Origin of the sequence: Pseudomonas sp. P9_2 (assembly GCF_034008255.1) — a bacterium.
GTDB classification, from domain to species: domain Bacteria; phylum Pseudomonadota; class Gammaproteobacteria; order Pseudomonadales; family Pseudomonadaceae; genus Aquipseudomonas; species Aquipseudomonas synxantha_A.
Genome location: NZ_CP125376.1, coordinates 2,158,374 through 2,178,313 on the forward strand (window position 1 = coordinate 2,158,374; position 19,940 = coordinate 2,178,313).

The 19,940-nt window shown below is 55.8% G+C and carries 14 protein-coding genes and 2 pseudogenes; 5 read left to right on the top strand and 11 right to left on the bottom strand.

Features of this window, described 5'->3' with window-relative positions; all coding sequences use genetic code 11:
* The first annotated feature begins 7 nt into the window (after positions 1-7).
* A complete protein-coding gene (locus QMK52_RS09515) occupies positions 8-778 on the top strand; it encodes an electron transfer flavoprotein subunit beta (RefSeq protein ID WP_005792147.1) in 771 nt (256 codons plus the stop codon).
* Positions 779-1,552: 774 nt separating this feature from the next.
* On the opposite strand, the gene gbcA is transcribed toward QMK52_RS09515, so the two are convergent.
* Positions 1,553-2,848, bottom strand: a complete 1,296-nt coding sequence (gene gbcA / locus QMK52_RS09520) for a glycine-betaine demethylase subunit GbcA (protein WP_005792145.1) — start codon at positions 2,846-2,848, stop codon at positions 1,553-1,555.
* A 281-nt stretch (positions 2,849-3,129) separates the two neighbouring features.
* On the opposite strand from gbcA, the gene gbcB reads away from it, so the two are divergent.
* Positions 3,130-4,230: a glycine-betaine demethylase subunit GbcB gene (gene gbcB, locus QMK52_RS09525; RefSeq protein ID WP_005792144.1), complete on the top strand. Its 1,101-nt coding sequence runs from the start codon at positions 3,130-3,132 to the stop codon at positions 4,228-4,230.
* On the opposite strand, the gene QMK52_RS09530 is transcribed toward gbcB, so the two are convergent.
* Positions 4,231-5,040: a nitrilase-related carbon-nitrogen hydrolase gene (locus QMK52_RS09530; protein ID WP_005792143.1), complete on the bottom strand. Its 810-nt coding sequence runs from the start codon at positions 5,038-5,040 to the stop codon at positions 4,231-4,233. It abuts the gene before it with no gap.
* A 3-nt stretch (positions 5,041-5,043) separates the two neighbouring features.
* Complete coding sequence (locus QMK52_RS09535; RefSeq protein ID WP_005792142.1) at positions 5,044-6,480, bottom strand: purine-cytosine permease family protein; 1,437 nt, start codon at positions 6,478-6,480, stop codon at positions 5,044-5,046.
* 273 nt (positions 6,481-6,753) lie between these two features.
* On the opposite strand from QMK52_RS09535, the gene QMK52_RS09540 reads away from it, so the two are divergent.
* On the top strand, positions 6,754-8,571 hold the full coding sequence (locus QMK52_RS09540; protein ID WP_320404045.1) for a flavin monoamine oxidase family protein: 1,818 nt from the start codon (positions 6,754-6,756) through the stop codon (positions 8,569-8,571).
* Between the two features lie 67 nt (positions 8,572-8,638).
* Here the strand turns inward: QMK52_RS09540 and QMK52_RS09545 are convergent, their stop codons facing one another.
* Both QMK52_RS09545 and QMK52_RS09550 read right to left on the bottom strand, forming a co-directional pair.
* Positions 8,639-8,839: a hypothetical protein gene (locus QMK52_RS09545; RefSeq protein ID WP_320404046.1), complete on the bottom strand. Its 201-nt coding sequence runs from the start codon at positions 8,837-8,839 to the stop codon at positions 8,639-8,641.
* A gap of 193 nt (positions 8,840-9,032) precedes the next feature.
* On the bottom strand, positions 9,033-10,073 hold the full coding sequence (locus tag QMK52_RS09550; protein ID WP_005792139.1) for a threonine aldolase family protein: 1,041 nt from the start codon (positions 10,071-10,073) through the stop codon (positions 9,033-9,035).
* Between the two features lie 90 nt (positions 10,074-10,163).
* Here QMK52_RS09550 and QMK52_RS09555 point away from each other — a divergent pair, with 90 nt between their 5' ends.
* Complete coding sequence (locus QMK52_RS09555; protein ID WP_005792138.1) at positions 10,164-10,892, top strand: TraX family protein; 729 nt, start codon at positions 10,164-10,166, stop codon at positions 10,890-10,892.
* A gap of 92 nt (positions 10,893-10,984) precedes the next feature.
* Here the strand turns inward: QMK52_RS09555 and QMK52_RS09560 are convergent, their stop codons facing one another.
* Together QMK52_RS09560 and QMK52_RS09565 are read right to left on the bottom strand one after the other, a co-directional pair.
* Positions 10,985-13,165, bottom strand: coding sequence for a hypothetical protein (locus QMK52_RS09560; RefSeq protein ID WP_005792137.1), 2,181 nt, complete (start codon positions 13,163-13,165; stop codon positions 10,985-10,987).
* 136 nt (positions 13,166-13,301) lie between these two features.
* Positions 13,302-13,655 (bottom strand): hypothetical protein, encoded by a 354-nt coding sequence (locus QMK52_RS09565; RefSeq protein WP_194439434.1) that lies wholly within the window; start codon positions 13,653-13,655, stop codon positions 13,302-13,304.
* A gap of 185 nt (positions 13,656-13,840) precedes the next feature.
* Here QMK52_RS09565 and QMK52_RS09570 point away from each other — a divergent pair, with 185 nt between their 5' ends.
* A complete protein-coding gene (locus QMK52_RS09570) occupies positions 13,841-15,655 on the top strand; it encodes a flavin monoamine oxidase family protein (protein ID WP_005792136.1) in 1,815 nt (604 codons plus the stop codon).
* Positions 15,656-15,769: 114 nt separating this feature from the next.
* Here QMK52_RS09570 and QMK52_RS09575 read toward each other — a convergent pair.
* The 4 genes and pseudogenes from QMK52_RS09575 to QMK52_RS09590 all read right to left on the bottom strand — a co-directional run.
* Positions 15,770-15,997: pseudogene (locus tag QMK52_RS09575) on the bottom strand (transposase); the annotation flags it as partial.
* A gap of 7 nt (positions 15,998-16,004) precedes the next feature.
* Positions 16,005-16,235 (bottom strand): annotated as a pseudogene (locus QMK52_RS09580) (helix-turn-helix domain-containing protein); the annotation flags it as partial.
* 95 nt (positions 16,236-16,330) lie between these two features.
* A complete protein-coding gene (locus tag QMK52_RS09585; RefSeq protein ID WP_005792132.1) occupies positions 16,331-17,368 on the bottom strand; it encodes an NAD(P)/FAD-dependent oxidoreductase in 1,038 nt (345 codons plus the stop codon).
* 21 nt (positions 17,369-17,389) lie between these two features.
* Positions 17,390-19,591 carry a hypothetical protein gene (locus tag QMK52_RS09590; RefSeq protein ID WP_194439433.1) on the bottom strand — a complete coding sequence of 734 codons (2,202 nt, stop codon included), beginning with the start codon at positions 19,589-19,591 and terminating at the stop codon, positions 17,390-17,392.
* Between the last annotated feature and the right edge of the window lie 349 nt (positions 19,592-19,940).

Consider the following 19,940-nt stretch of genomic DNA (forward strand, 5'->3'; position numbering starts at 1 on the left):
CATGACCATGACAACCACTGTAATCAGCTTGGTATCCATCGGCGCCCACCCCACTTCCGGGCGCCCGCGCCGTGCGGAGCAGGACGCCCGCGCTGTCGAGCTGGGCCTGCAAATGGCTGGGGATAAGTTGCAGGTGCTGCACGCCGGCGATATCAACGAGCCGACCTTGCGCAGCTACCTGGGGATGGGGCTGGCGCAACTGCATGTACTGGAACAACCGCCCGGCGCCGATGCCTTGCCGGTACTCAGTGAATACCTGCATGACGCCGGCGCCCAGGTGGTACTCACCGGCAGTCAGGCGGAAACCGGTGAAGGCTCGGGCATGTTGCCGTTTCTGCTGGCAGAACAATTGGGCTGGCCCCTGGTTGTAGGGTTGGCCCAGGTGGAATCCATCGACGCCGGCGTGGCCCATGTACTGCAAGCCTTGCCTCGCGGCCAGCGGCGGCGCCTGAAAGTGCGCCTGCCGTTTCTGGCCACCGTGGATAACGCTGCGCCCAAACCGCGCCAGAGTGCATACGGCCCGGCGCAACGTGGCGAACTGGCGGCCCATGAGGTGGAGATCGAACAGGACGAGTTATTCACAGGCGCCCTGCTGCAACCGGCCAAGCCAAGGCCCAAGCGTCTCAAGGTGATCAAGGCCAAGAGCGGCGCCGACCGTATGAAGGCTGCCACAGCCAAGGCCAGTGGCGGTGGTGGGCAGGTGCTCAAGGGTGTGAGTGCTGAAGAGGGCGCTCAGGCGATTCTCAAGCTGTTGATTGAAGAGGGTGTCGTACGCTGATCCGCTGTGGGAGGGGGGCGCTCCCTCCCACAAGAGTTCTGCGGTTTACCCACAATCGCTGTTGATCCGCTTGTGGATAACCTGTTCGCGGTTGTCCACACCCCCTGTGTATCAAGCCTTGCAGCCCTCTGTACGAAAAATAGCCAGCCTAAGCTGCGGTTTTTCCAGGAGTTTTCCCGGTTGGCAGTACTGACTTTCCCCCAAAGTCTGTTGGCGCATCTGTGGATAAGATGTTCGCTATCGTCTGTAAGCCACGTAAACAAAGGCTTTAAGAGGGTCGATCAAAAATTGATCAATTTCGGCTTTTTTCTGCATTGAAACCCCGGGAAGCCCGATTTATACAGGGTTTGTGCGCTTTTCCACAGGTTGGATAAAGTTGCCCCCAAAGTCTGTTGGTGCATCTGTGGATAAGGTGTTCGCTTAGTGCTGTAGGCCATATGAATCGAGGTCTGCACGGATATGATCAATAAATGATCAGGTAAGGATAGATACCTTGGTTTCAAATAAGTCACGGATTTTCTTGATTTAATTTAAGCCGCACACCGACTTGCCCACAATTGCTGTGGGTGGCTTTGTGGATAAGTTGTTGGGCAAAGGCTGGAGGGCAGGGTGTTAGCGGTCTGCACGAGAGTTGATCAAATAGTAGGCAGCGCCTGCTTGAAGTGTGGAGGGGGGCTTGCTCCCGATAGGGATGGCTCAGCTTGCACATGCATTGGCTGATACTCCGTTATCGGGAGCAAGCCCCCTCCCACCTTTTGATCCTTGGGGTGTCAGTTACTCGTGTGCAGCCACACCTTTGAGGTACGGCGCAGGCGCGGCCCCCAAGTTGTTCAACATGCGCTCGCTGTACCAATCCACAAAGTTCACCACGCCAAACTCATAAGTCTTGGAGTACGGGCCAGGTTGGTAGGCGGTTGAGTTGATGCCGCGCTGGTTCTCCTCGGCCAGGCGACGGTCCTGGTCGTTGGTGGCGTCCCACACCTGGCGCATGCGCTCCACATCGTAGTCCACGCCTTCCACGGCGTCCTTGTGCACGATCCACTTGGTGGTGACCATGGTTTCCTGGGCGCTGATCGGCCACACGGTGAACACGATGATGTGGTCGCCCATGCAGTGGTTCCACGAATGGGGCAGGTGCAGGATGCGCATCGAGCCCAGGTCCGGGTTCTTGATGCGACCCATCAGTTTGGCGCAGCCCTGCTTGCCGTCCAGGGTCATCGACACAGTGCCCTTGAGCAGCGGCATACGCACGATGCGGTTACGCAGGCCGAAGCTGGCGTGGGCGTAAGGGATCTTCTCGGCATCCCAGGCGGCGGCGGAGGCGGCTACGTGGTCCTTGAACGCCTGGTCGGCGCGCGGGTCGGTGACGTCGTCCCATTCCAGCAGGGTTTTGAGCAGTTCCGGGTGCGAGGCGTTGCAGTGGTAGCACTCGCGGTTGTTTTCCAGCACCAGCTTCCAGTTGGCTTTTTCGAACAAGGTGGTCTGGATCGCCACCTTGGTGTTTTCCATGTCGTAGGGTTCCATGTAATGGCTGAGCGTCGACAGGAAGTCATCGATGGCCGGCGGGGTCTCGGCCAGGCTGATGAAAATGTAGCCGCCGGCAGTCTTCACGTTTACCGGTTTCAAGCCGTACTGCTTCATGTCGAAGTCGGCGCCCATCTCGGTACCGGCGAACAGCAGGCGACCGTCCAGTTCGTAGGTCCACTGGTGGTAGTGGCAAACCAGTTTGGCGACCTTGCCCTTTTCGCTGGTGCACAAGCGCGAACCACGGTGGCGGCAGACGTTGTGGAATGCATGCACCACCCCGTCAGCGCCACGGATCACGATGATCGGGTTCTTGCCCACTTGCAGGGTCAGGTAGTTGCCCTTGGCGGGGATTTCGCAGGTCATGCCGGCGATCAACCACTCTTTCTGGAAGATCTCCTGCATGTCGATATCAAACAACCGCTCGTCAGAGTAAAACGGCTGCGGCAGCGAATAAGTGCGCTCGCGCTCTTGCAGCATGTGCGCGGTGGCCTTGCGTGCGGGTTCCAGCGGATCGCCCAAGCTTAAGGTTGCGGTGACGTCCATCGTGTGTGTCCTCATGGCCATTCTGTGTGGCCGGCGAATAGTGGCTGATCAGGTTTGCAGCAAGGCGTAAAGAACGCGTCTTTGTTGGGAGCGAGTGTGGGCCCGGCGTTGGGTCGAACCTTATCCATGGGCGACATGGCCCAATCTGATCCCGACGCGCAAGGCCCTGTCTTTGGGGGCTGGTCGCCGTAAGTATGTGAATGTCGCAGATAGGTAAATGGGTGGCCCCGGCGTTACGCAGAATCGCCACCATAAGGCCGACGTCGGCGGTGGAGAACAACATGTCTAGCAATTTCCTGAATCCGGTAACCACCCAGACCTGGGCCAATGGTCGGCACATCGTCCGTTGCGTCAAAGTCATCCAGGAAACCTGGGACGTGCGCACCTTCTGTTTTATGGCTGACCAGCCGATTCTGTTCTTCTTCAAGCCCGGGCAATTCGTCACCCTGGAGCTGGAAATCGAAGGCCAGCCGATCATGCGCTCCTACACGATCTCCAGTTCACCGTCGGTGCCTTACAGCTTTTCGGTAACCATCAAGCGTGTACCGGGCGGGCGTGTGTCCAACTGGCTGCATGACACGCTGCACGAGGGCCAGGAGCTGGCGGTGCACGGACCTGTCGGGCTGTTCAACGCGATCGACTTCCCCAGCCCGAAAGTGCTGTACCTGAGCGGCGGGGTGGGGATCACCCCAGTCATGTCCATGGCGCGCTGGTTCTACGACACCAACGCTAATGTGGACATGACGTTTGTTCACAGCGCGCGTTCACCCAAGGACATCATCTACCACCGCGAGCTGGAGCACATGGCGTCGCGGATCGACAACTTCAGCCTGCACCTGATTTGCGAAAAGCATGGCCTGGGTGAACCCTGGGCCGGCTACCGCGGTTATCTGAATCACAAGATGCTGGAACTGATGGTGCCGGACTTCCTGGAGCGCGAAGTATTCTGTTGCGGCCCGACGCCTTACATGAGCGCAGTGAAACGCCTGCTGGAAACCGCCGGTTTCGATATGGCGCGTTATCACGAAGAGTCTTTTGGTGCGACGCCGCCGGAAGCGCGGGCCGACGCCGTGGAGCAGGCCGAGCAAGCGGCGGATGCGCCGGAAGTCGACCTCGCGGATCTGCATCAGGTGGAGTTCATCGCATCGGGCAAAAGCATTCGGGTGGCACCCGGCGAGACTGTCCACGCGGCAGCTGCCAAGCTTGGCCTGTTGATCCCCAAAGCCTGTGGCATGGGTATCTGCGGCACGTGCAAGGTGATGAAGCTGGGCGGGGAGGTGGAGATGGAGCACAACGGCGGGATCACCGAGGAAGACGAAGCCGAAGGCTACATCCTGTCGTGCTGCAGTGTGCCCAAGGGCGATGTGCGCATCGAGTTCTAGTCAGTACAGAACGGGCCTTCGATCATGGTGAACATGGTTATGCTCGCTGATGAACTTGTCTCTGGCCTCGGCCAGAGGCAGTTGAGCGACTAGCCGCTGTTCCCGCTGATGGGAGACTGCGCCGGCCAACGGGTAACCGTCGGCATCGACAATGGTCGAGCCGCCTACCCAATTGATGCCTCGCTCCTCGCCGTAGCGGTCGCAGGCGGCAATGAACATGCGATTGACTGCCGCGCTGGCTTGGACGCGGACAATTTCCCCCGGCCGCTCGCCGGCCGGGCGTGGACCTTCCGGCCAGTTCACTGGAGCGCATAGCAGGTCGGCACCGGCCAACGCGGCCAGACGCACCCACTCAGGCAGTTCCAGGTCGTAGCAGATCATCGTGGCGATCCGGCCGACCTGGGTGTCGACGACCGGAGGTGGCTCGGCACCCGGCGTGAAGATCAGCTTTTCCCGGTTCCATAAGTGCACTTTGCGATACACCGTCAGCCGGCCTGCGGGTTGGATCAGTGCGACGCTATTGGCGACCCGTCCAGCACTCAGGCGCTCACAGAACCCGGCGACGATGATGAGATCCAGTTCACTGGCCAGGGCACACCACAGGCGCAAGGTTGGGCCGTCTTCTGTCTCGGAAGCCGCATAGGCTTCAGCGCGATTATTGAAGGCGTAACCGCTTTGCATCAGTTCGGGTAGAACGATGACCTGGGCGTCGCTTGCGCCACGGATCGCGCTTTCACTGAGCGTGCGGTTGTAATCAAGATCGCCAATACGGGGTGCCAGTTGATGGCAAACGACCGTTATCGATGTCATTGGCTATTCTCCTTCCAGAAGCCGGTCACTGGCCTCTACGGCGCGGGTCTCAAGAGCGTGATCGCGGTGACGGGCCATGATGCAGTAGGTGGCTGCCGAGACCGTCAGGCCGACCACGAATGCGATGTCAGCGCCGCCCAGCCACAGCGCAACAGGGCCTTGATAGAACCCCAGAGACATGAACGGCACCATCGCCGCGATGCCCAGAAAATAGGCAGTGAGCCCGGCGCTTGACCAGCGACCGTAGATGCCAGCAGGGTTGAACAGGTCGCTGATTGCGTAGCGCCCTTTACGTACTGCATAAAAGTCCGCGAGATTTACTGCCGTCCAAGGCACCAGAAAATACAGCATCAAGAGTACGAAGTTATTGAAGCTGTGCAGGTAACTCTCAGGGATGCTCAGGGCGATCACAAAAATCACTGCGGCTACCAGGCTGATGCCGATGATTCGACTCTTGAGGCGTGGTTTGATCGAGATGAAACCATCGATGGCACTGATTCCGGTGAGCATGGCGCCATAGCAGTTGACCGCCATGATGCCCACCAGTGCTGGTACCGCGATCAATACGGTGAAGGTACCAAAGCCGGGTATGACTTGGTTGCCCACGGCCTGAACGCTGGCGATAGCATCAGGGGAGGGCAGGGCTGATGCAAGGAAAGCCCCCAGTGACATCAGCCATAGCGCCGAGCCGGCGGCTCCCAGGTAGGTCCAGGTAACGACGCTTCGCGTGGGTGTGGTATGCGGCAGGTAGCGCGAGTAATCCGAAACGTACACGGAGTAGCTGATCTGGTACCCCGCAGCGGCTGACAGTTGAATCAAGAAGGCCGACCAGGAAAAGTGTGCGTCGACCACTGCCGAGTCGGCTTGCAGGCTCATTAATGCAGCCACCGTCAACACGGCAAAAACACTGATCATCACGTACGTCAGCCAGCGTTGTATGGTGTGCAGGAGGTCGTGGCCGACTACTGCAATGATCACTGCCAGGATGATCATCAAGGCGTACCAGGGCGCGCGCTCGCCGGGCAGCACGGTGTTGATCGCGTCGGTTGCGAGAATCACGTTGAAGACGTTGAAACCGATGTACACGAAGACCACCGCGATGAACGGTACTATCGCCCCCCGCAAGCCGAACTGCGCCCGCGACTGGACCATCTGCGGCAAGCCCATGCGTGGGCCTTGGTTGGCGTGGAAGGCCATGGCAAAGGTGCCCAGGCCTACACCGATGACAATCGCTAGAAGCGCATACACCAGGCTCAGGCCCAAGGCTGCACCGGTAAACCCGGTAACCATGGTCGTCAGTACGAAGTTGCCGGTGAACCAGAAAGGCGCCTGGTGCCAGACTTTGCCGTGGCGTTCATGACGCGGTACGTAGTCAATGGAACGGGTTTCGATCTTCAGTGTGGGGCTGGAGGCTGCCGCTCGGTCGCAGGATGTGCTCATAGGTTTCGCGGTCTGTTTTTATTGAGTGATCGGCGAAGAGTCTGTCAACCAAAAGTACAATTGAATCGGTATTTGTAAATAATCACTTCAGGAATTTCTGAACTGATTGCGCAAGACCTTGCAAAGGTGAGGTTTGCCTTGGGAGGCGTTTTTATCTCGAAGTGATATAGAGACAATTCCTACGATCTTCTACGCTAAGAGTTGAATTCGTCGTTGTCGCCCTTCGCAGTGAAGCAGTAGGTGGACGTCCTCTTCTTGCCAAGGATGCTCAACATGTCTGCTATTCCTTCCCGCACTAAAGGCGCGGTGCGCTTGCTGGCTAACGATGTCACCGCACTTGTTCCAGACTTCCCTTTTCATTACGCCCGGTTCCTTGATCAGGCTGCCAGCAACGGTACGCCGTTGGGGCAGGTTTCCAGTAGTGCCCTGGGCAGCAAGGTACTGATCGTCGGGGCGGGCGTTGCCGGCCTTGTCGCGGCTTATGAAGCCATGCGCATGGGCTTGCACCCTGTGGTAGTGGAGGCTGGCGACCGCATTGGCGGGCGACTCTATTCCTATGTGGCGGGCGATCCAAAAGACCCAGCCAACAGTGTCATCTGCGAGATGGGCGCCATGCGTTTTCCCGTTTCCGGCAAGGCGTTGATGCACTATTTCGACAAGGTCGACATGAGGGCCAATTCGGCGGATTTTCCTAATCCCGGTTCGCCCGCAACCCCCAGCACATTGGTCGATTATCAGCAGCGCCAGGTCTATTACGAAGGTGATAACTTGCCCGAGGAATATGCCGAAATTGAGCGTAAGTTGTTCGATGTTTTCCTGGAGCAGGACCCAATCAAGTTCAGTGAGATGGAAGCTGCAATGTCCGAGGGCAGCCTTGATCAGGCGAAAATCAAGACACTGTGGAACGCGATTATTGACGCAGGGTGGGACAATCTCAGTTTTTTTGCTGCCATGGTCGAGCAGGCTGGCTGGAGCCGCGAAGACATCGACCTGTTTGGCCAGATCGGTTTTGGTACGGGCGGGTGGAATACCGACTATCCGAACTGCTTTCTTGAGGTGCTGCGAGTGCTGTACACCGGCCTGGATACCAACCATAAATTGATGTACGACGGTTCCAGCGAGCTGCCTTGCCGGCTGTGGGGACGTAGCCCTGATGCGATGGGCGACAGCATGGCCCACTGGTCTGCAGGTACCACCGTCGAGAGCCTGAGCACCCAGGTCATTCCCCAGATTTTCAAGCAGGAGGTGCGACAGATCATGCGGCGCTCGGACGGCCAGTTCGACGTGTGGATTTTTGATCACAACCTGGGAAGCAGCCACCAATACACTTTCCCTGCCGTGGTCTATACACCCCACAAACGGATTCTGGACAAGTTCCGCTATATGGACGGTGCCGAACGCTTCAATCTCATGAATGGCCTGCTGTCTGCTAAGGAATGGGAAGCGGTGATGTACACCCATTACATGCAGTCGGCCAAAATCTTTGCCCAGACCAAGAAGCCCTTCTGGACCGATGTGGGTGTGGACCAACAATACCGGATGAGTGTGACGTTATCGGACCGTATTACCCGAGGCACCTACCTGCTGGACTACACTGCGAGTCACGGTGCCTACAGGGGCAGCGGAATGTTTTTGTCTTACACCTGGAATGACGACAGTCTCAAGTTCCTGGGTGATCGCGTCGCGCCGTTGCCGTCCCATGTGGCGGTATGTTCGACCTTGCTGGATTCGGTGTATGCCCATCATCAGTTGGACCTTGCCGCAGAGTTCGGCATGACCGATCCATTTGTCGAAATCAACTGGGAAGAGCAGCCGTTTTTTCTATGTGCTTTCAAGATGAACCTGCCGGGGCAGTACGAATACCAGCGCCTGTTGTTTTCACAGTTCATGAACGGTGTGCATAGCGAGAATCCCGATGGGTTCATTCTTGCAGGGGATGATGTGTCCTTTACCGGCGGATGGGCGGAAGGCGCGGTGACCACTGCGCTGAACGCGGTTAACAAGCTGGCGGTGAAGTTCGGTGGAGGCACCTTTATCAATAACCGCGGCCCCATTGACGATTGGACGGCGCTCCAGCCGAAGGCATTGTAGGTAAGCGATGGTCAGTACCGCGTCGGAGGTCATGAGTCTTCGGCGCGGGCCCTGGGCGTTAACAGGATTATTGGGCGTAAATATGGACGACGAAGTGCTGGCCTTGTGCTGTCAATTCATAGACTTTTTCGTAAATCCTCAACGTCTTCGATGGCTCGCGGATGGTATCTCCGACTTTGGCGTACTTTCTGAATTCATCCCAGTCGATAACGGTGGTGCTGATGGTGCCGTCACTTTGCAGGGTATTGCCATTGCTTTGATATTCCATGATTAAGCTCTCCATTGGATTCACGTTTCCAGCCGGTTATTCGGCGGGCAGCGAGCCCGGAAGGCGGCAGATATCACTGCGTTTTCCTTCCGGGTTCCAAGAGGCTAGTCAACGAAGATCCAGCGTGCTGCTGTCAGAAATATCAAAAAACAGACTCGGCAATCGGCCATTACTCGCTGGCCTAACTCCCACGTTAAGCCCTCATGACTTCCCTGATATCGGCGGCTAATTCTCTTACGCGCTCTTCTTCTGTGTCCCACGCGCACATGAATCGCGCGCCACCTTTGCCGATAAAGGTGTAGAAGCGCCAACCCTTGGCTGTAAGCCCTGCAATGGCGGGTTCCGAGAGCTGCAGGAACACGCCGTTGGCTTGCACAGGGAACATCAATTCCACGCCGGGGATGTCCGCAACCAGGCTGCTGAGCAATTGCGCGCAGTGGTTGGCATGGCGTGCGTGCTTGAGCCAGGCATCGTTTTCCAGCAAGCCTACCCATGGGGCAGACAGGAAGCGCATCTTGGATGCCAACTGGCCGGCCTGTTTGCAGCGGTAATCGAAATCTTCGGCCAGTTTGTGGTTGAAGAACAGGATGGCCTCACCTACCGCCATGCCGTTCTTGGTGCCGCCAAAGCACAGCACGTCCACCCCGGCCTTCCAGGTCAGGTCGGCCGGTGAGCAACCCAGGAACGCGCAGGCGTTGGAGAAGCGGGCACCGTCCATGTGCAGGTTCAGGCCCAGCTCTTTGCACGTGGCGCTGATGGCGCGGATTTCTTGCGGGGTGTACACGCTGCCCACTTCGGTGGCTTGGGTCAGGGTGACCACACGCGGTTTGGGGTAGTGGATGTCCTGGCGCTTGAGGGCGATCTCGCGGATCGATTCCGGGGTCAGCTTGCCGTTCTCGGTGCGTGCAGTGAGCAGCTTGGAGCCATTGGAGAAAAACTCCGGTGCGCCGCATTCGTCGGTTTCAACGTGGGCGGTTTCCGAGCAAATCACGCTATGGTAGCTCTGGCACAGCGAGGACAGTGCCAGGGAGTTGGCGGCGGTGCCGTTGAAGGCGAAGAACACTTCGCAGTCGGTTTCGAACAAATTGCGGAAACCGTCGGCGGCGCGATGGGTCCACTCGTCATCACCGTAGGCGCGTTGATGTCCGTGGTTGGCTTGTTCCATGGCGGCCCAGGCTTCCGGACAGATGCCGGAATAGTTGTCGCTGGCGAATTGTTGGCTCTTGTCGGTCATGGCCCATTCCTGTGGTCGATGTTGGTGCGCACTGTAACCAAGATTGTCGCGGGTGCGCACGCACTGTAAATGCAAAGTCACTGGGGAATTATGCACGGTACACAAACGTTGGCTGTCGGACGCGTCCGCGATGGCGCACTGGATCTGCTCAAGTGGCTGGCGCTGCTGAGCATGGTTCTGGACCATTTGCGCTATGTCGGTTTGAGCCTGGACGGCCTGTACGTGCCGGGGCGCCTGGCGTTCCCGTGGTTTTGCCTGGCAATTGCAGCCAATTTGCATCGGACCAGGAATCTGCCGGTGAGCGGCCAGTGGCGCTACTTGGGCTGGCTGTTGCTGTTCAGTGTGATCAGTGAAGTGCCCTATCGGATGTTTATCGAGGATGCCGATACGTTGAACGTGCTGCCCACCTTGGCATTGGGTCTGTTGGTTGCGCGAGGGTGGCAGCAGAAGACGTTTATTGATCGAGGATTGGCGCTGATCGCGCTGGTAATTGCTGAGGTGTTCAGTGCGCAGTTGATGTTCGGATTCTTTGGTGTATTGCTGCCGATGGCGACGTTATTGGTATTTCATCGGCCGTGGTATTTCAGCATGTTGCCGGGGTTGGTATGTGTCGCCGCCAATCAATGGCAGATCTTGCTCGGTAGCGGCACGCAGGTCGCGCTGGCGGGCTTGGCGACCTGCTTGATTGCTCCTCTGGCAGGTGTGCATCTGTTGCGTCAGGCCCGCCAGTTTTCACCGCCCCCGATGCGGCGTTGGGCATACGCGTTGTATCCGGTACACTTTCTATTGCTACTGGCGGTTCGTCTGGTTATTGAGTGACGATGTCTTGTTAGCCATGAAGGAGAGAAAGGATGCGTTTCATACAGTTCGCGCATCCTTGTTACGTCGCGGTATGCAGCGTCACTCAAGCATCAGATTCGTTTCCAGGGCTGTGCTGCCTGTTTTCGTAATATACATTGTGGCCATACGAGGAACGTCAGGGTGTCCATCACGGCTACGTCCACTTTGTCGAACGCGCTGGAGGGGGAAAGCTGACTGCGGGTCAGTTCAAATCGATATACGCTTGCGTTTGTAATATCGACGGGTTTTGCGTCGGCCTTAACCTGCTGAAGATCGTCGTTGGTTGCAACTCGAAATGACGTCACTCTCCACTTTTGATAAGCAGGGCCCATCGAGCGACGCACTTGCCATAATGCATAAACACGCTGTTGATATTCCTGGCTGTTAACTTTGCCAGTGAGCGCCAAGGTGAACTTTCCGTTCAGTGCGTTCTGTGTGTAGTCGCCATATAGATATGATGTATATGAGATGTAAGATTTTTCATTATTGATGTAATGCTTGGGGGGCGTGATACCGTCCCAGGATAATCCACCATTCAAGCCGATTTCGGTGTCCAGCATCGGCTTGATGGTTTGGCCATTGGAAGACTCAAATTCCTGTGCCGAGTCAGGCGCCACGGCAGGCCAGTATGAGCTACGCGCGGCGCAGAGCTTGGCATCTTCGGGAAACGGGCTGCCTAGTGTATAGGCTGCCAAGTGCAGTAACTCATCTTCATTGGTATCCAGGCCGGTATCCCAGCCAGGGGCGAACGTTCCGGCGGCGGCATCTGGCAGGCATGACGCACGTTGTGCTGAAGCGACCTTCGGTCCGATTGGGAAGGAGGTATCTGCATATGAGTTTTGCGCAACAATCGCCGTGATCCCGACATCATCTTTGTCAAAGGAAGACGCAAATGATTGGATGTTGGCGGGCATGCGGTTGTCGGACAAGCACCTGGGAGGCACTGGAAAAATTTCCCTCGCATCCTCGATAGGCAAACTGTCTAACCAGTCACTCAGACGGCGTTGAGTACACAGCGGATAAAAGTCCGGCGCACACAATAGTGAATACGCGGCAATGCGTCTGGGAATGCTGTTATCCAGCGCAACGCACTGACTATTGATCGAACCGTCTGCCGTAAAGTCCAGATAGTGCTGCGCGTTGTAGCTGCCTTTGCGCAGTTCATCCATCATGTCGGCTTGTTGATTGAGGTCAACGACGTTACCGTCGGCGTCCACCTCATGGCGCAGATGCACAAATTGGGGGGCGCCAGGAAATAGCACCATGCTCGATTCCACCAGATCGGGGCGCGCGGGCACTCTGAACGTCAGCGGTTTATCCAGGTAATGTGCGGGCTCAACCAGGCGGTTATGAGCGAGGGCGCAGAGCAAGCCTGCTCCGTAACGGTCTTCTTCAAGCCATCGAGCAAGCCCTTCTGTCATTACGAATGGCGGATGACTGATATCGGGTTCGCCCCAGCCTGAGTCTGCCCCCAGATAGGTGTGAATACGACGCAATTTTTCATTCTTGTGACAGGCCTGAAGTTCAACGTCCAGGTGCATCCCTGCGATGCATTCGTCGCCATTGAACAGTTTATGCAGAGGCACCCAGAAGTCCCGCGTGTCGTCATCCTGGGTAAAGCGCATTGGGCCGAAGCTTGCAAGGTTCCCCTTGCGCTGGATCGCCACGTAGGCACTGTAGCGTGCGGGTAAAACACGGATGCCATGGTCATCACCCTCAATGAAAGGTAAAAAGCCTCGGCGCTGTGCGTCATAAAGAGCAGGGGCTGTGCCCACCCGTGATACGCCGGTTCGCGAAAAGCACAGGTCTGCATGGGTTTTGTGAACGGTATCGGGGGCGGGGCGATATTCGTAGGCAAACACGACAACCGCCAGCGGTGCACCTTGAGCGCGTTCTTTGAGTTGTTCGATGCTGGGCGGTTCTATGGCATAAACCCAGTTCAGCACGGTTTCCAATTCAGCGGGGGTGGGGTACGTCTGTAGTGGATTTCCCAGTGCATCTTGCGCCACGTTCGGGTTGGCCAGTGCGTGGTACAGCAGGCTCTGCGCAGGCACGCCAGGTTCGATACCGCGCGTGGCTGTCGCGCAGAAATCCTCGAACCCCGATTGGGACCTATCGATTCGCAGAGGTTTGCGAAGCTCATGTTCAAGCGAGGGGGCCAGTATGTCGAGGCCGTGGTGCAGCAGCAAGTTATGCCAGCCGCCTGAGGCCAGGCGATTACACAGAGCAGTTACTTCACTAATCAATGTCATGCGGTATCTCCTGATGGACGTCAGTATCATGAACGCAGTAATGGACGTTGCACGGTGAGTTATACGCCGAGAAATTATTGGTAACTCGAATAGTCAGTAAGTCCAATGGGGTTTGTGTAAGAACTTATTTGTTTAATTATTTTGATTTTATATTTTTAAATGAAATTTTATGTTTTTTATGAGTTGAGGGAACTCTGAAAAAGACTTCCAGATTTGGTGAAGTGCATACCTCTAACGCGATTGAGCCTCGATGAAACAGATGTCCTTCGCCGATGCCGAGTACGCTGGCAAACGTAAACATCGCGTAACAGGCCACGCTATCTGCCTTGTCGAACCTTTGGATGGTGCGAAAACGGTTGTTGAGAATGGGGGAACTGCGTCCGTGATGTGAGTTAAGTGCCCCCAAGGTCTGATTATTCGACCGAGTTTGATTTTTTGAACCTTGGGCAACGAGGCCTGCAAAAATCGGTGAGTACTTCAGACCGTCCATTGCTGTTACTTATGCGTGACATCCTCGCAGCTTAATTGATGGCGTCAAATCCTTGGATTGGCTCATATTTTAAACGTCATGTTAATTGTTCCCAGCAGATATCTGCGCTGATGATCAAGCGCGTCGTCATTATCGCGATTGAGCGGTAGATGAACGTCCCCTCCTGAACACTGAGGACACTCAACATGACTGCTATTCCTTCGCGCACCCAAGGTGAGGTGCGGTTGCTGGCCAATGACGTCAGCGCACTTGTTCCGGACTTTCCCTTTCACTATGGCCGTTTCCTCGATCATGCGGCCAACAACGGTGCGCCGTTGTGGAACGTTTGCAGCGCACAGTTCGGTCGCCAGGTATTGATTGTGGGCGGTGGCGTCGCCGGTATGGTGGCGGCTTATGAGGCCATGCGATTGGGTTTGCATCCCGTGGTGGTGGAGGCCAGCGATCGCATTGGCGGGCGCTTCCATTCCCATGTAGCAGGCGACCCCCAAGACCCCAATAACAGTGTTATCTGCGAGTTGGGCGCTATGCGCTTTCCGGTGTCCGGTAAGGCATTGATGCACTATTTTGACAAAGTTGGCATGATGGCCAACTCGACGGATTTCCCCAGCGCAGGTACATCTGCAACGCCCAGTACTGTGGTGGACTACAAGGGCGACCAGGTCTATTTCGAAGGCAATAATCTGCCGCCCGAATATGCCAGTATCCAACAAAAGTTCGGCGCCTTTTTGTACCAGGATCCGATCAGATTCGCGGAAATGGAAGCGGCAATGTCAGAGGGGACCCTTGATCAGGCGAAGATCAAGACACTCTGGAATGCCCTTCTGGACGCGGATTGGGACAATCTCAGTTTTTTTACCGCCATTGTGGAAAAAGCTGGCTGGAGCCGTGAGGAGATTGACCGGTTCGGCCTGGTCGGCTTCGGTACGGGCGGTTTCAACGCTGGCTTCGGAGCCTGCTTTCTAGAGGTCTTGCGGGTTTTGTACACCGGCCTGGATGCCAACCATAAGTTGATGTATGACGGTTCCAGCGAGTTGCCTTGGCGGCTGTGGACGCGCAGCCCGACAACATTGGGCGATACGATGGCTCATTGGCCAGCAGGCACTACCGTGATGGACTTGAGCACCCGAGTTATTCCCCAGGTGTTCAAGCAGGAGGTGCGGCAAATCATACGGCGTCCTGATGGCCATTTCGATGTCGGGATTTTTGATCATAACCAGGGAGTCATCCAGCAATACACTTTTCCCGCAGTGGTTTATACACCCCATAAGCGGATACTGGACAAGTTCCGCTATATGAACGGTGCCACCTGCTTTAACCAAATGAGTGATCTTCTGTCTCCCCAAGAGTGGGAGGCGGTGATGTATACCCATTACATGCGGTCGGCGAAAGTGTTCGCGCAGACCAAACGGCCTTTCTGGACGGACCTTGGTGCCGATCAGCAATACCGAATGAGTGTGACGGTATCGGACCGTATCACTCGTAGTACCTACCTTTTGGACTACGGTCCCAGTCAAGGCGCGCACAGAGGAAGCGGGGTGTATCTGTCTTACACCTGGAATGAAGACAGCAGCAAGTTCCTGGGAGATCGCGATGCACCTTTGCCGTCTCATGTGCAGTTATGCACAAGCATGCTGGATTCGTTATATGCCCCCCATCAATTGAACCTGGCTGCTGAGTTCGGTATGACTGATCCCTTTTCCGAAATCAACTGGGAAGAGCAACCGTTTTACCTCGGCGCATTCAAAATCAACTTGCCGGGGCATTATGAGTACCAGCGTCTGTTATTTTCGCAATTCATGAACGGTGTGCATGAGGCGAATCCCGACGGGTTCATTCTTGCCGGGGATGATGCGTCCTTTACTGGCGGTTGGGCGGAAGGTGCGGTCACCACGGCCTTGAATGCTGTGAATAAATTAGCGGTGAAGTTCGGTGGAGGCACGTTTATCAATAACCGTGGCCCCATTGATGAATGGACTGCGCTCCAGCCGAAGGCTTTGTAAGGGGCGATCAGCCGCTCAGGCTTGGCGCTGCCCTTTATCCCGACTCAATCAGCGGGTGTTTTGCCAGTTCCAGCGCAAATATTCACCTGTGGGTGATGTTTAGGCGTACCTCGCCTAAACATGCGACCCACGCCACCAGCCTGACAAGCTCCCCAAACGGATCAACTGGTATACCGAAAAGCCCAGCAGCAACTGGGCGCTGAGCTTTTCGCGACCGATCAGCTTGGTCTTGCGCAGACCGCCCACGGTCTTTAACCAGCCAAATCCTTCCTCGATTCTTTTTCGTATTTTCATGCTGACGCCATACCCCGGATGACGTGTCGTGCGACCATCGATTGCGCTTTTGGCCATTACCCATGATCAGCTTCTTGAACGGTCGACAGGTTACACGGCGTTTACGGGTAGACGCTTGAGCTTCATGGGCCGAATAGCCAGCAACGATTCGGTTTCACGAAGTTCACGACTGATCGTGGACGGGCTACGCCCCAACATCCGGGCTATTTCACGCTGACTGAGTTTCTTGTATTGCCCGACTTGAATCGTCGCGCTCATCTTCAATGCTGAGTTCTGTATAGGACATGGCGGCACCCTTACCGGAGGGTGAGGTGTCGTACTCCGTTTTTGCGGCCGCCATGCTATTGGCGGTTCGGCAGACGCTTGCCTGACGGCCAATACTTATTCGGGCAAACGGTCGTCCAGCCAATGAGGAGCAAAAGGATGGGCGGCGTAGAACTCGTGCATTTTGCGCACATCCTTTTCGAACCAGTCCTGTATCCATTGGTGATATTGCATTGAAATAGCCTGTGCATTTGTTGGTGCGGCATATTCGTCGGTGATGCATTGTGCAGCCATCATTCCGGACATCAAGGCTTTGAGCACGCCATGGGAGGCGCCAGGATCCAGCACCGTAGCGGCATCTCCGATGATGAAATAGCCGTTGCCAGCCATTCGATTGCAGGCTCTCCAGGTGACGTCTGCCCCGTGTATTTTTCCCGCGCTGGCCAATTCTGCAACGGACTGCGGAGCCGCAGAAGCCTTGCACACCTGATCCAGTGCAAAGTACAGCCGCGTCCAGGTGTACAGCTGCGGGCCGATATGAGCTGTCCAGTACCAACCCGATCGATCCGCGAAGATTCCGAGGGCGCTCTGCTCGAGGCGTCCTCGCTTATAGCCGTAAAGCGCTGTCAGCGCAGGTGAGTAGCGGTGCGTTGTCAATTGAAGCTGGCGTGTCAGCCAGCCATGAGCCCCGCTTGCGTCAACCAGGTGCCTGCAAAACAGCGGTTCGGTTCGGGTCTGGATGCCAATGACACGACCTCTTTTCACAAATACTTTGTTTGCCTCGCAGGGTTGCAGGACGTGTACACCCGATGCAATTGCTCTTTCCAGTAAAAGCTCGTCAAGCGTTGCCCTCGGAATTTGAAACCCGCGCCAGGCTCCACTGGCATCGTTTCCGAAAGGAATGAACATTCGTTCTTTTTCCCACTTCACCCAATTTCCTGCAGGCCGGATAAATTTTTCACTTAGGACTCTTTCAATCACACCCAGTTCTTGAAGAAGAGGTTCTATGCCCGGATGTAATGTTTCACCCGGACGATGGCGTGGAAAGGCAAGGCGCTCAACAATGGCCACTTTCAGGCCACGTTGAGCGCACGAAATAGCTGCCGAACAACCCGCGGGGCCGGCACCTATTACGATAACGTCGTAGTTATTCATTGTGTATGATCAGAGACTTTTCTAGAGGCGCCGCCAAGGTTGAATGCCCTGTTGGTGCAAAATACCGGTTGGCCAAATGAGGTATGTAGAAGTTTCTATCAGTGTGATACGTACTTGGTCATGCATGGGTGATTCAACCGGCTCATAACGAAACATCTTCAATTGGTAACCCACTTCCTGTGGGGTCGCAGCTAAGTCGGTATTCTGCATAGATACTTTAAAGTCTTCGGGCGTTGCAATATTGAAACTGTCAATAAACCACTCTGCAGCCGAATCGCCTAATGACAGTTTGACGCGCCGAAAGGCATCGATACGACGCCGGTACTCCTGTGAGTCGACTTTACCCGTGAGCGCCAGCGAGAACTTTCCTTCCAGTGCGTTTTCCGTGTAGTCGGCGTAGAGGTAAGCTTGATAAGCCCTATGTGGCATACCATTAGTGTTATAGCTTTGCGGGGGCGGAGTGCCGTCCCACGGGAAGCCGGCACCTTTGCCAATTTCCTGATCCAGCATCGGTTTGATGGTCGGTCCGGCTCCCCCATCCGGCTCATAGGATTGGGCTGAATCTGGTGCAACTGCCGGCCAGAATGAACTCAGCGCAGCACAAAGCTTGGCGTCCTCAGGAAACGGGCTGCCCAGCCTGTAAGCCGCCAGGTGTGTGATGTCGTCCAGCTCGGTTTCGTGAGCAACGATACCAACGTCCCAGCCTGGCGCGAACACCCCGGCTCCAGCGTCAGGTAGGTACGAGGCGCGTCTGGCAGAAGCGGCCCTTGGCCTCTTCAGATCGGTAGCAAAGGCGGGCGCGGAATGAAGCTGGGCAACGATCGCCGTAATGCCGACATCTGTACCGCTGAAGGTCTCTGGAAAAGATTGGATGTTGGCAGGATAACGAGAATCCGACAGGCATTGCGGTGGGGTAGGAAATACGTCGTTGCGCACGTCTGGAGCCAGGTTGTCCAGCCATTCGATCAGGTGTCGCTGATTGCACAGAGGATAAAAGTCAGGTGCGCAGAGCAATGAATAAGCGGGTATGCGTTGTGTAATCGCGATGTCCAATGCGGCGCACTTGGCTTGAATCCACCCATCGGCGGTATAGTCCAGATAGTGCAGGGCTTTGAAATTGCCCTTCTCCAATACCTCGAGCATGTTCGGTAGTTGATTGAGGTTGATGACCTGTCCAGCGTCGTCGACTTTATGGCGAATGTGCGCGTATTCCGGGGCATTCTCGGGAATGCGCAAGCTGGAAACCAGCAATTGAGGCGCGTTCGGGACATTAAACGTCAGCGGTTGACCCTGGTACCGGGCCGCTTCAACCAGATGTTTTCGGGGGGTGGCGGCCATTAATCCGGGGCCGAACACGGGCTCGGGAAGCCAGTCACCGAGGCCTTCGGTCAGTACAAAGGGAGGTTGGCTGATATGGGGCTCCTCCCAGCCTGACTCTGCTCCTAATTGCAGGTGTATGCGGCGTAGTTTCTCGTTTTTGTGTTGGGCCTGGAGCTGTACGTCCAGGGTTATGTCGGCAATACACTCGTTACCGTTGAACAGTTTATGCAACGGCACCCAGAAGTCATGGCTGATGTCTTTTTCACCAAAACGCATAGGCCCGAAACTGGCACTGTCGCCTTTGAGCTGGACCGCGATGTAGGCGCTGTATCGCGCCGGCAGGACTCGAATTGCATGACTGTTCTCTTCGACAAAAGGTAGAAAACCTCTGCTTTGAGCATTGTATAAAGGTGCCATTGTTCCGACCCGAGATACACCGGTTCGTGAAAAGCACAGATCGGCCTGCACCTTATGTACGGTGTCCGGCGCTGGGCGGTATTCGACCGCAAAGACGACGACCGCCATCGGGTGTCCATTAGCACGCTCTTTGAGTTGCTCAAGGCTGGGTGGCTGGCAGCCATAAACATAGTTGATAACGGTTTCAAGTTCTGTGGCTGTGGGATAAGCCTGGAGGGGGTTGCCTTGGGCGTCCGTTGTAACGTTGGCATGGGCCATCGCGTGGTACAGCAAACTGTGTGCTGGCTTGCCTGGCTCAATGCCACGTGTGGCGGTCAAGGCGAAGTCTTCAAAACCAGGAAGTGTGCGGTCCGCACTTAGCGGTTTACGAAGTTCCTGTTCAAGATTGGGCGCGAGAATATCGAGACCGTGGTGCAGCAGTAAGTTGTGCCACCCACAGGGGGCCAGCCGTTTGCATATATCGATAACTTGGTTAAGTAAGGTCATGCCTGTGCTCCTGACTTGGAGGTGGTTTTCAAGCTGGGTTTACAAGGTTTGGTGTGGGTGGTTACGTGCCGCATAGTTGATGTTGATGTGTTTTTTTTGCAAAAATAACTTTGTAAAGAGTTATTTGTTTTGGGTTTTTTAATTTTTAATTTCTATGTTTGTTTTTATGATTTTGTAGGCTGTAGCTGTCAGATGTCATGGTATTCAAATGTTTTGTTTAGTTGGAGGCGCACTTTAAATACGTGTTATCGGTTCTCTGTGGGACCAGGCCGTGCTCGTTTTTATTTGCTTGCACGTGATGCCATGTCGTAAACGCACCTTTGCGTGGCGTGCGCAGGCATTTGACCTG

What these genes read in the sequence shown, in the direction of transcription:
- QMK52_RS09515 (WP_005792147.1), top strand. Translation starts at nt 8, where the DNA reads ATGACAACCACTGTAATCAGCTTGGTATCCATCGGCGCCCACCCCACT.
- QMK52_RS09555 (WP_005792138.1), top strand. Translation starts at nt 10,164, where the DNA reads ATGCACGGTACACAAACGTTGGCTGTCGGACGCGTCCGCGATGGCGCA.
- QMK52_RS09550 (WP_005792139.1), bottom strand. Translation starts at nt 10,073, where the DNA reads ATGACCGACAAGAGCCAACAATTCGCCAGCGACAACTATTCCGGCATC.
- QMK52_RS09570 (WP_005792136.1), top strand. Translation starts at nt 13,841, where the DNA reads ATGACTGCTATTCCTTCGCGCACCCAAGGTGAGGTGCGGTTGCTGGCC.
- QMK52_RS09585 (WP_005792132.1), bottom strand. Translation starts at nt 17,368, where the DNA reads ATGAATAACTACGACGTTATCGTAATAGGTGCCGGCCCCGCGGGTTGT.
- gbcA (WP_005792145.1), bottom strand. Translation starts at nt 2,848, where the DNA reads ATGGACGTCACCGCAACCTTAAGCTTGGGCGATCCGCTGGAACCCGCA.
- gbcB (WP_005792144.1), top strand. Translation starts at nt 3,130, where the DNA reads ATGTCTAGCAATTTCCTGAATCCGGTAACCACCCAGACCTGGGCCAAT.
- QMK52_RS09560 (WP_005792137.1), bottom strand. Translation starts at nt 13,165, where the DNA reads ATGACATTGATTAGTGAAGTAACTGCTCTGTGTAATCGCCTGGCCTCA.
- QMK52_RS09545 (WP_320404046.1), bottom strand. Translation starts at nt 8,839, where the DNA reads ATGGAATATCAAAGCAATGGCAATACCCTGCAAAGTGACGGCACCATC.
- QMK52_RS09535 (WP_005792142.1), bottom strand. Translation starts at nt 6,480, where the DNA reads ATGAGCACATCCTGCGACCGAGCGGCAGCCTCCAGCCCCACACTGAAG.
- QMK52_RS09590 (WP_194439433.1), bottom strand. Translation starts at nt 19,591, where the DNA reads ATGACCTTACTTAACCAAGTTATCGATATATGCAAACGGCTGGCCCCC.
- QMK52_RS09530 (WP_005792143.1), bottom strand. Translation starts at nt 5,040, where the DNA reads ATGACATCGATAACGGTCGTTTGCCATCAACTGGCACCCCGTATTGGC.
- QMK52_RS09565 (WP_194439434.1), bottom strand. Translation starts at nt 13,655, where the DNA reads ATGGACGGTCTGAAGTACTCACCGATTTTTGCAGGCCTCGTTGCCCAA.
- QMK52_RS09540 (WP_320404045.1), top strand. Translation starts at nt 6,754, where the DNA reads ATGTCTGCTATTCCTTCCCGCACTAAAGGCGCGGTGCGCTTGCTGGCT.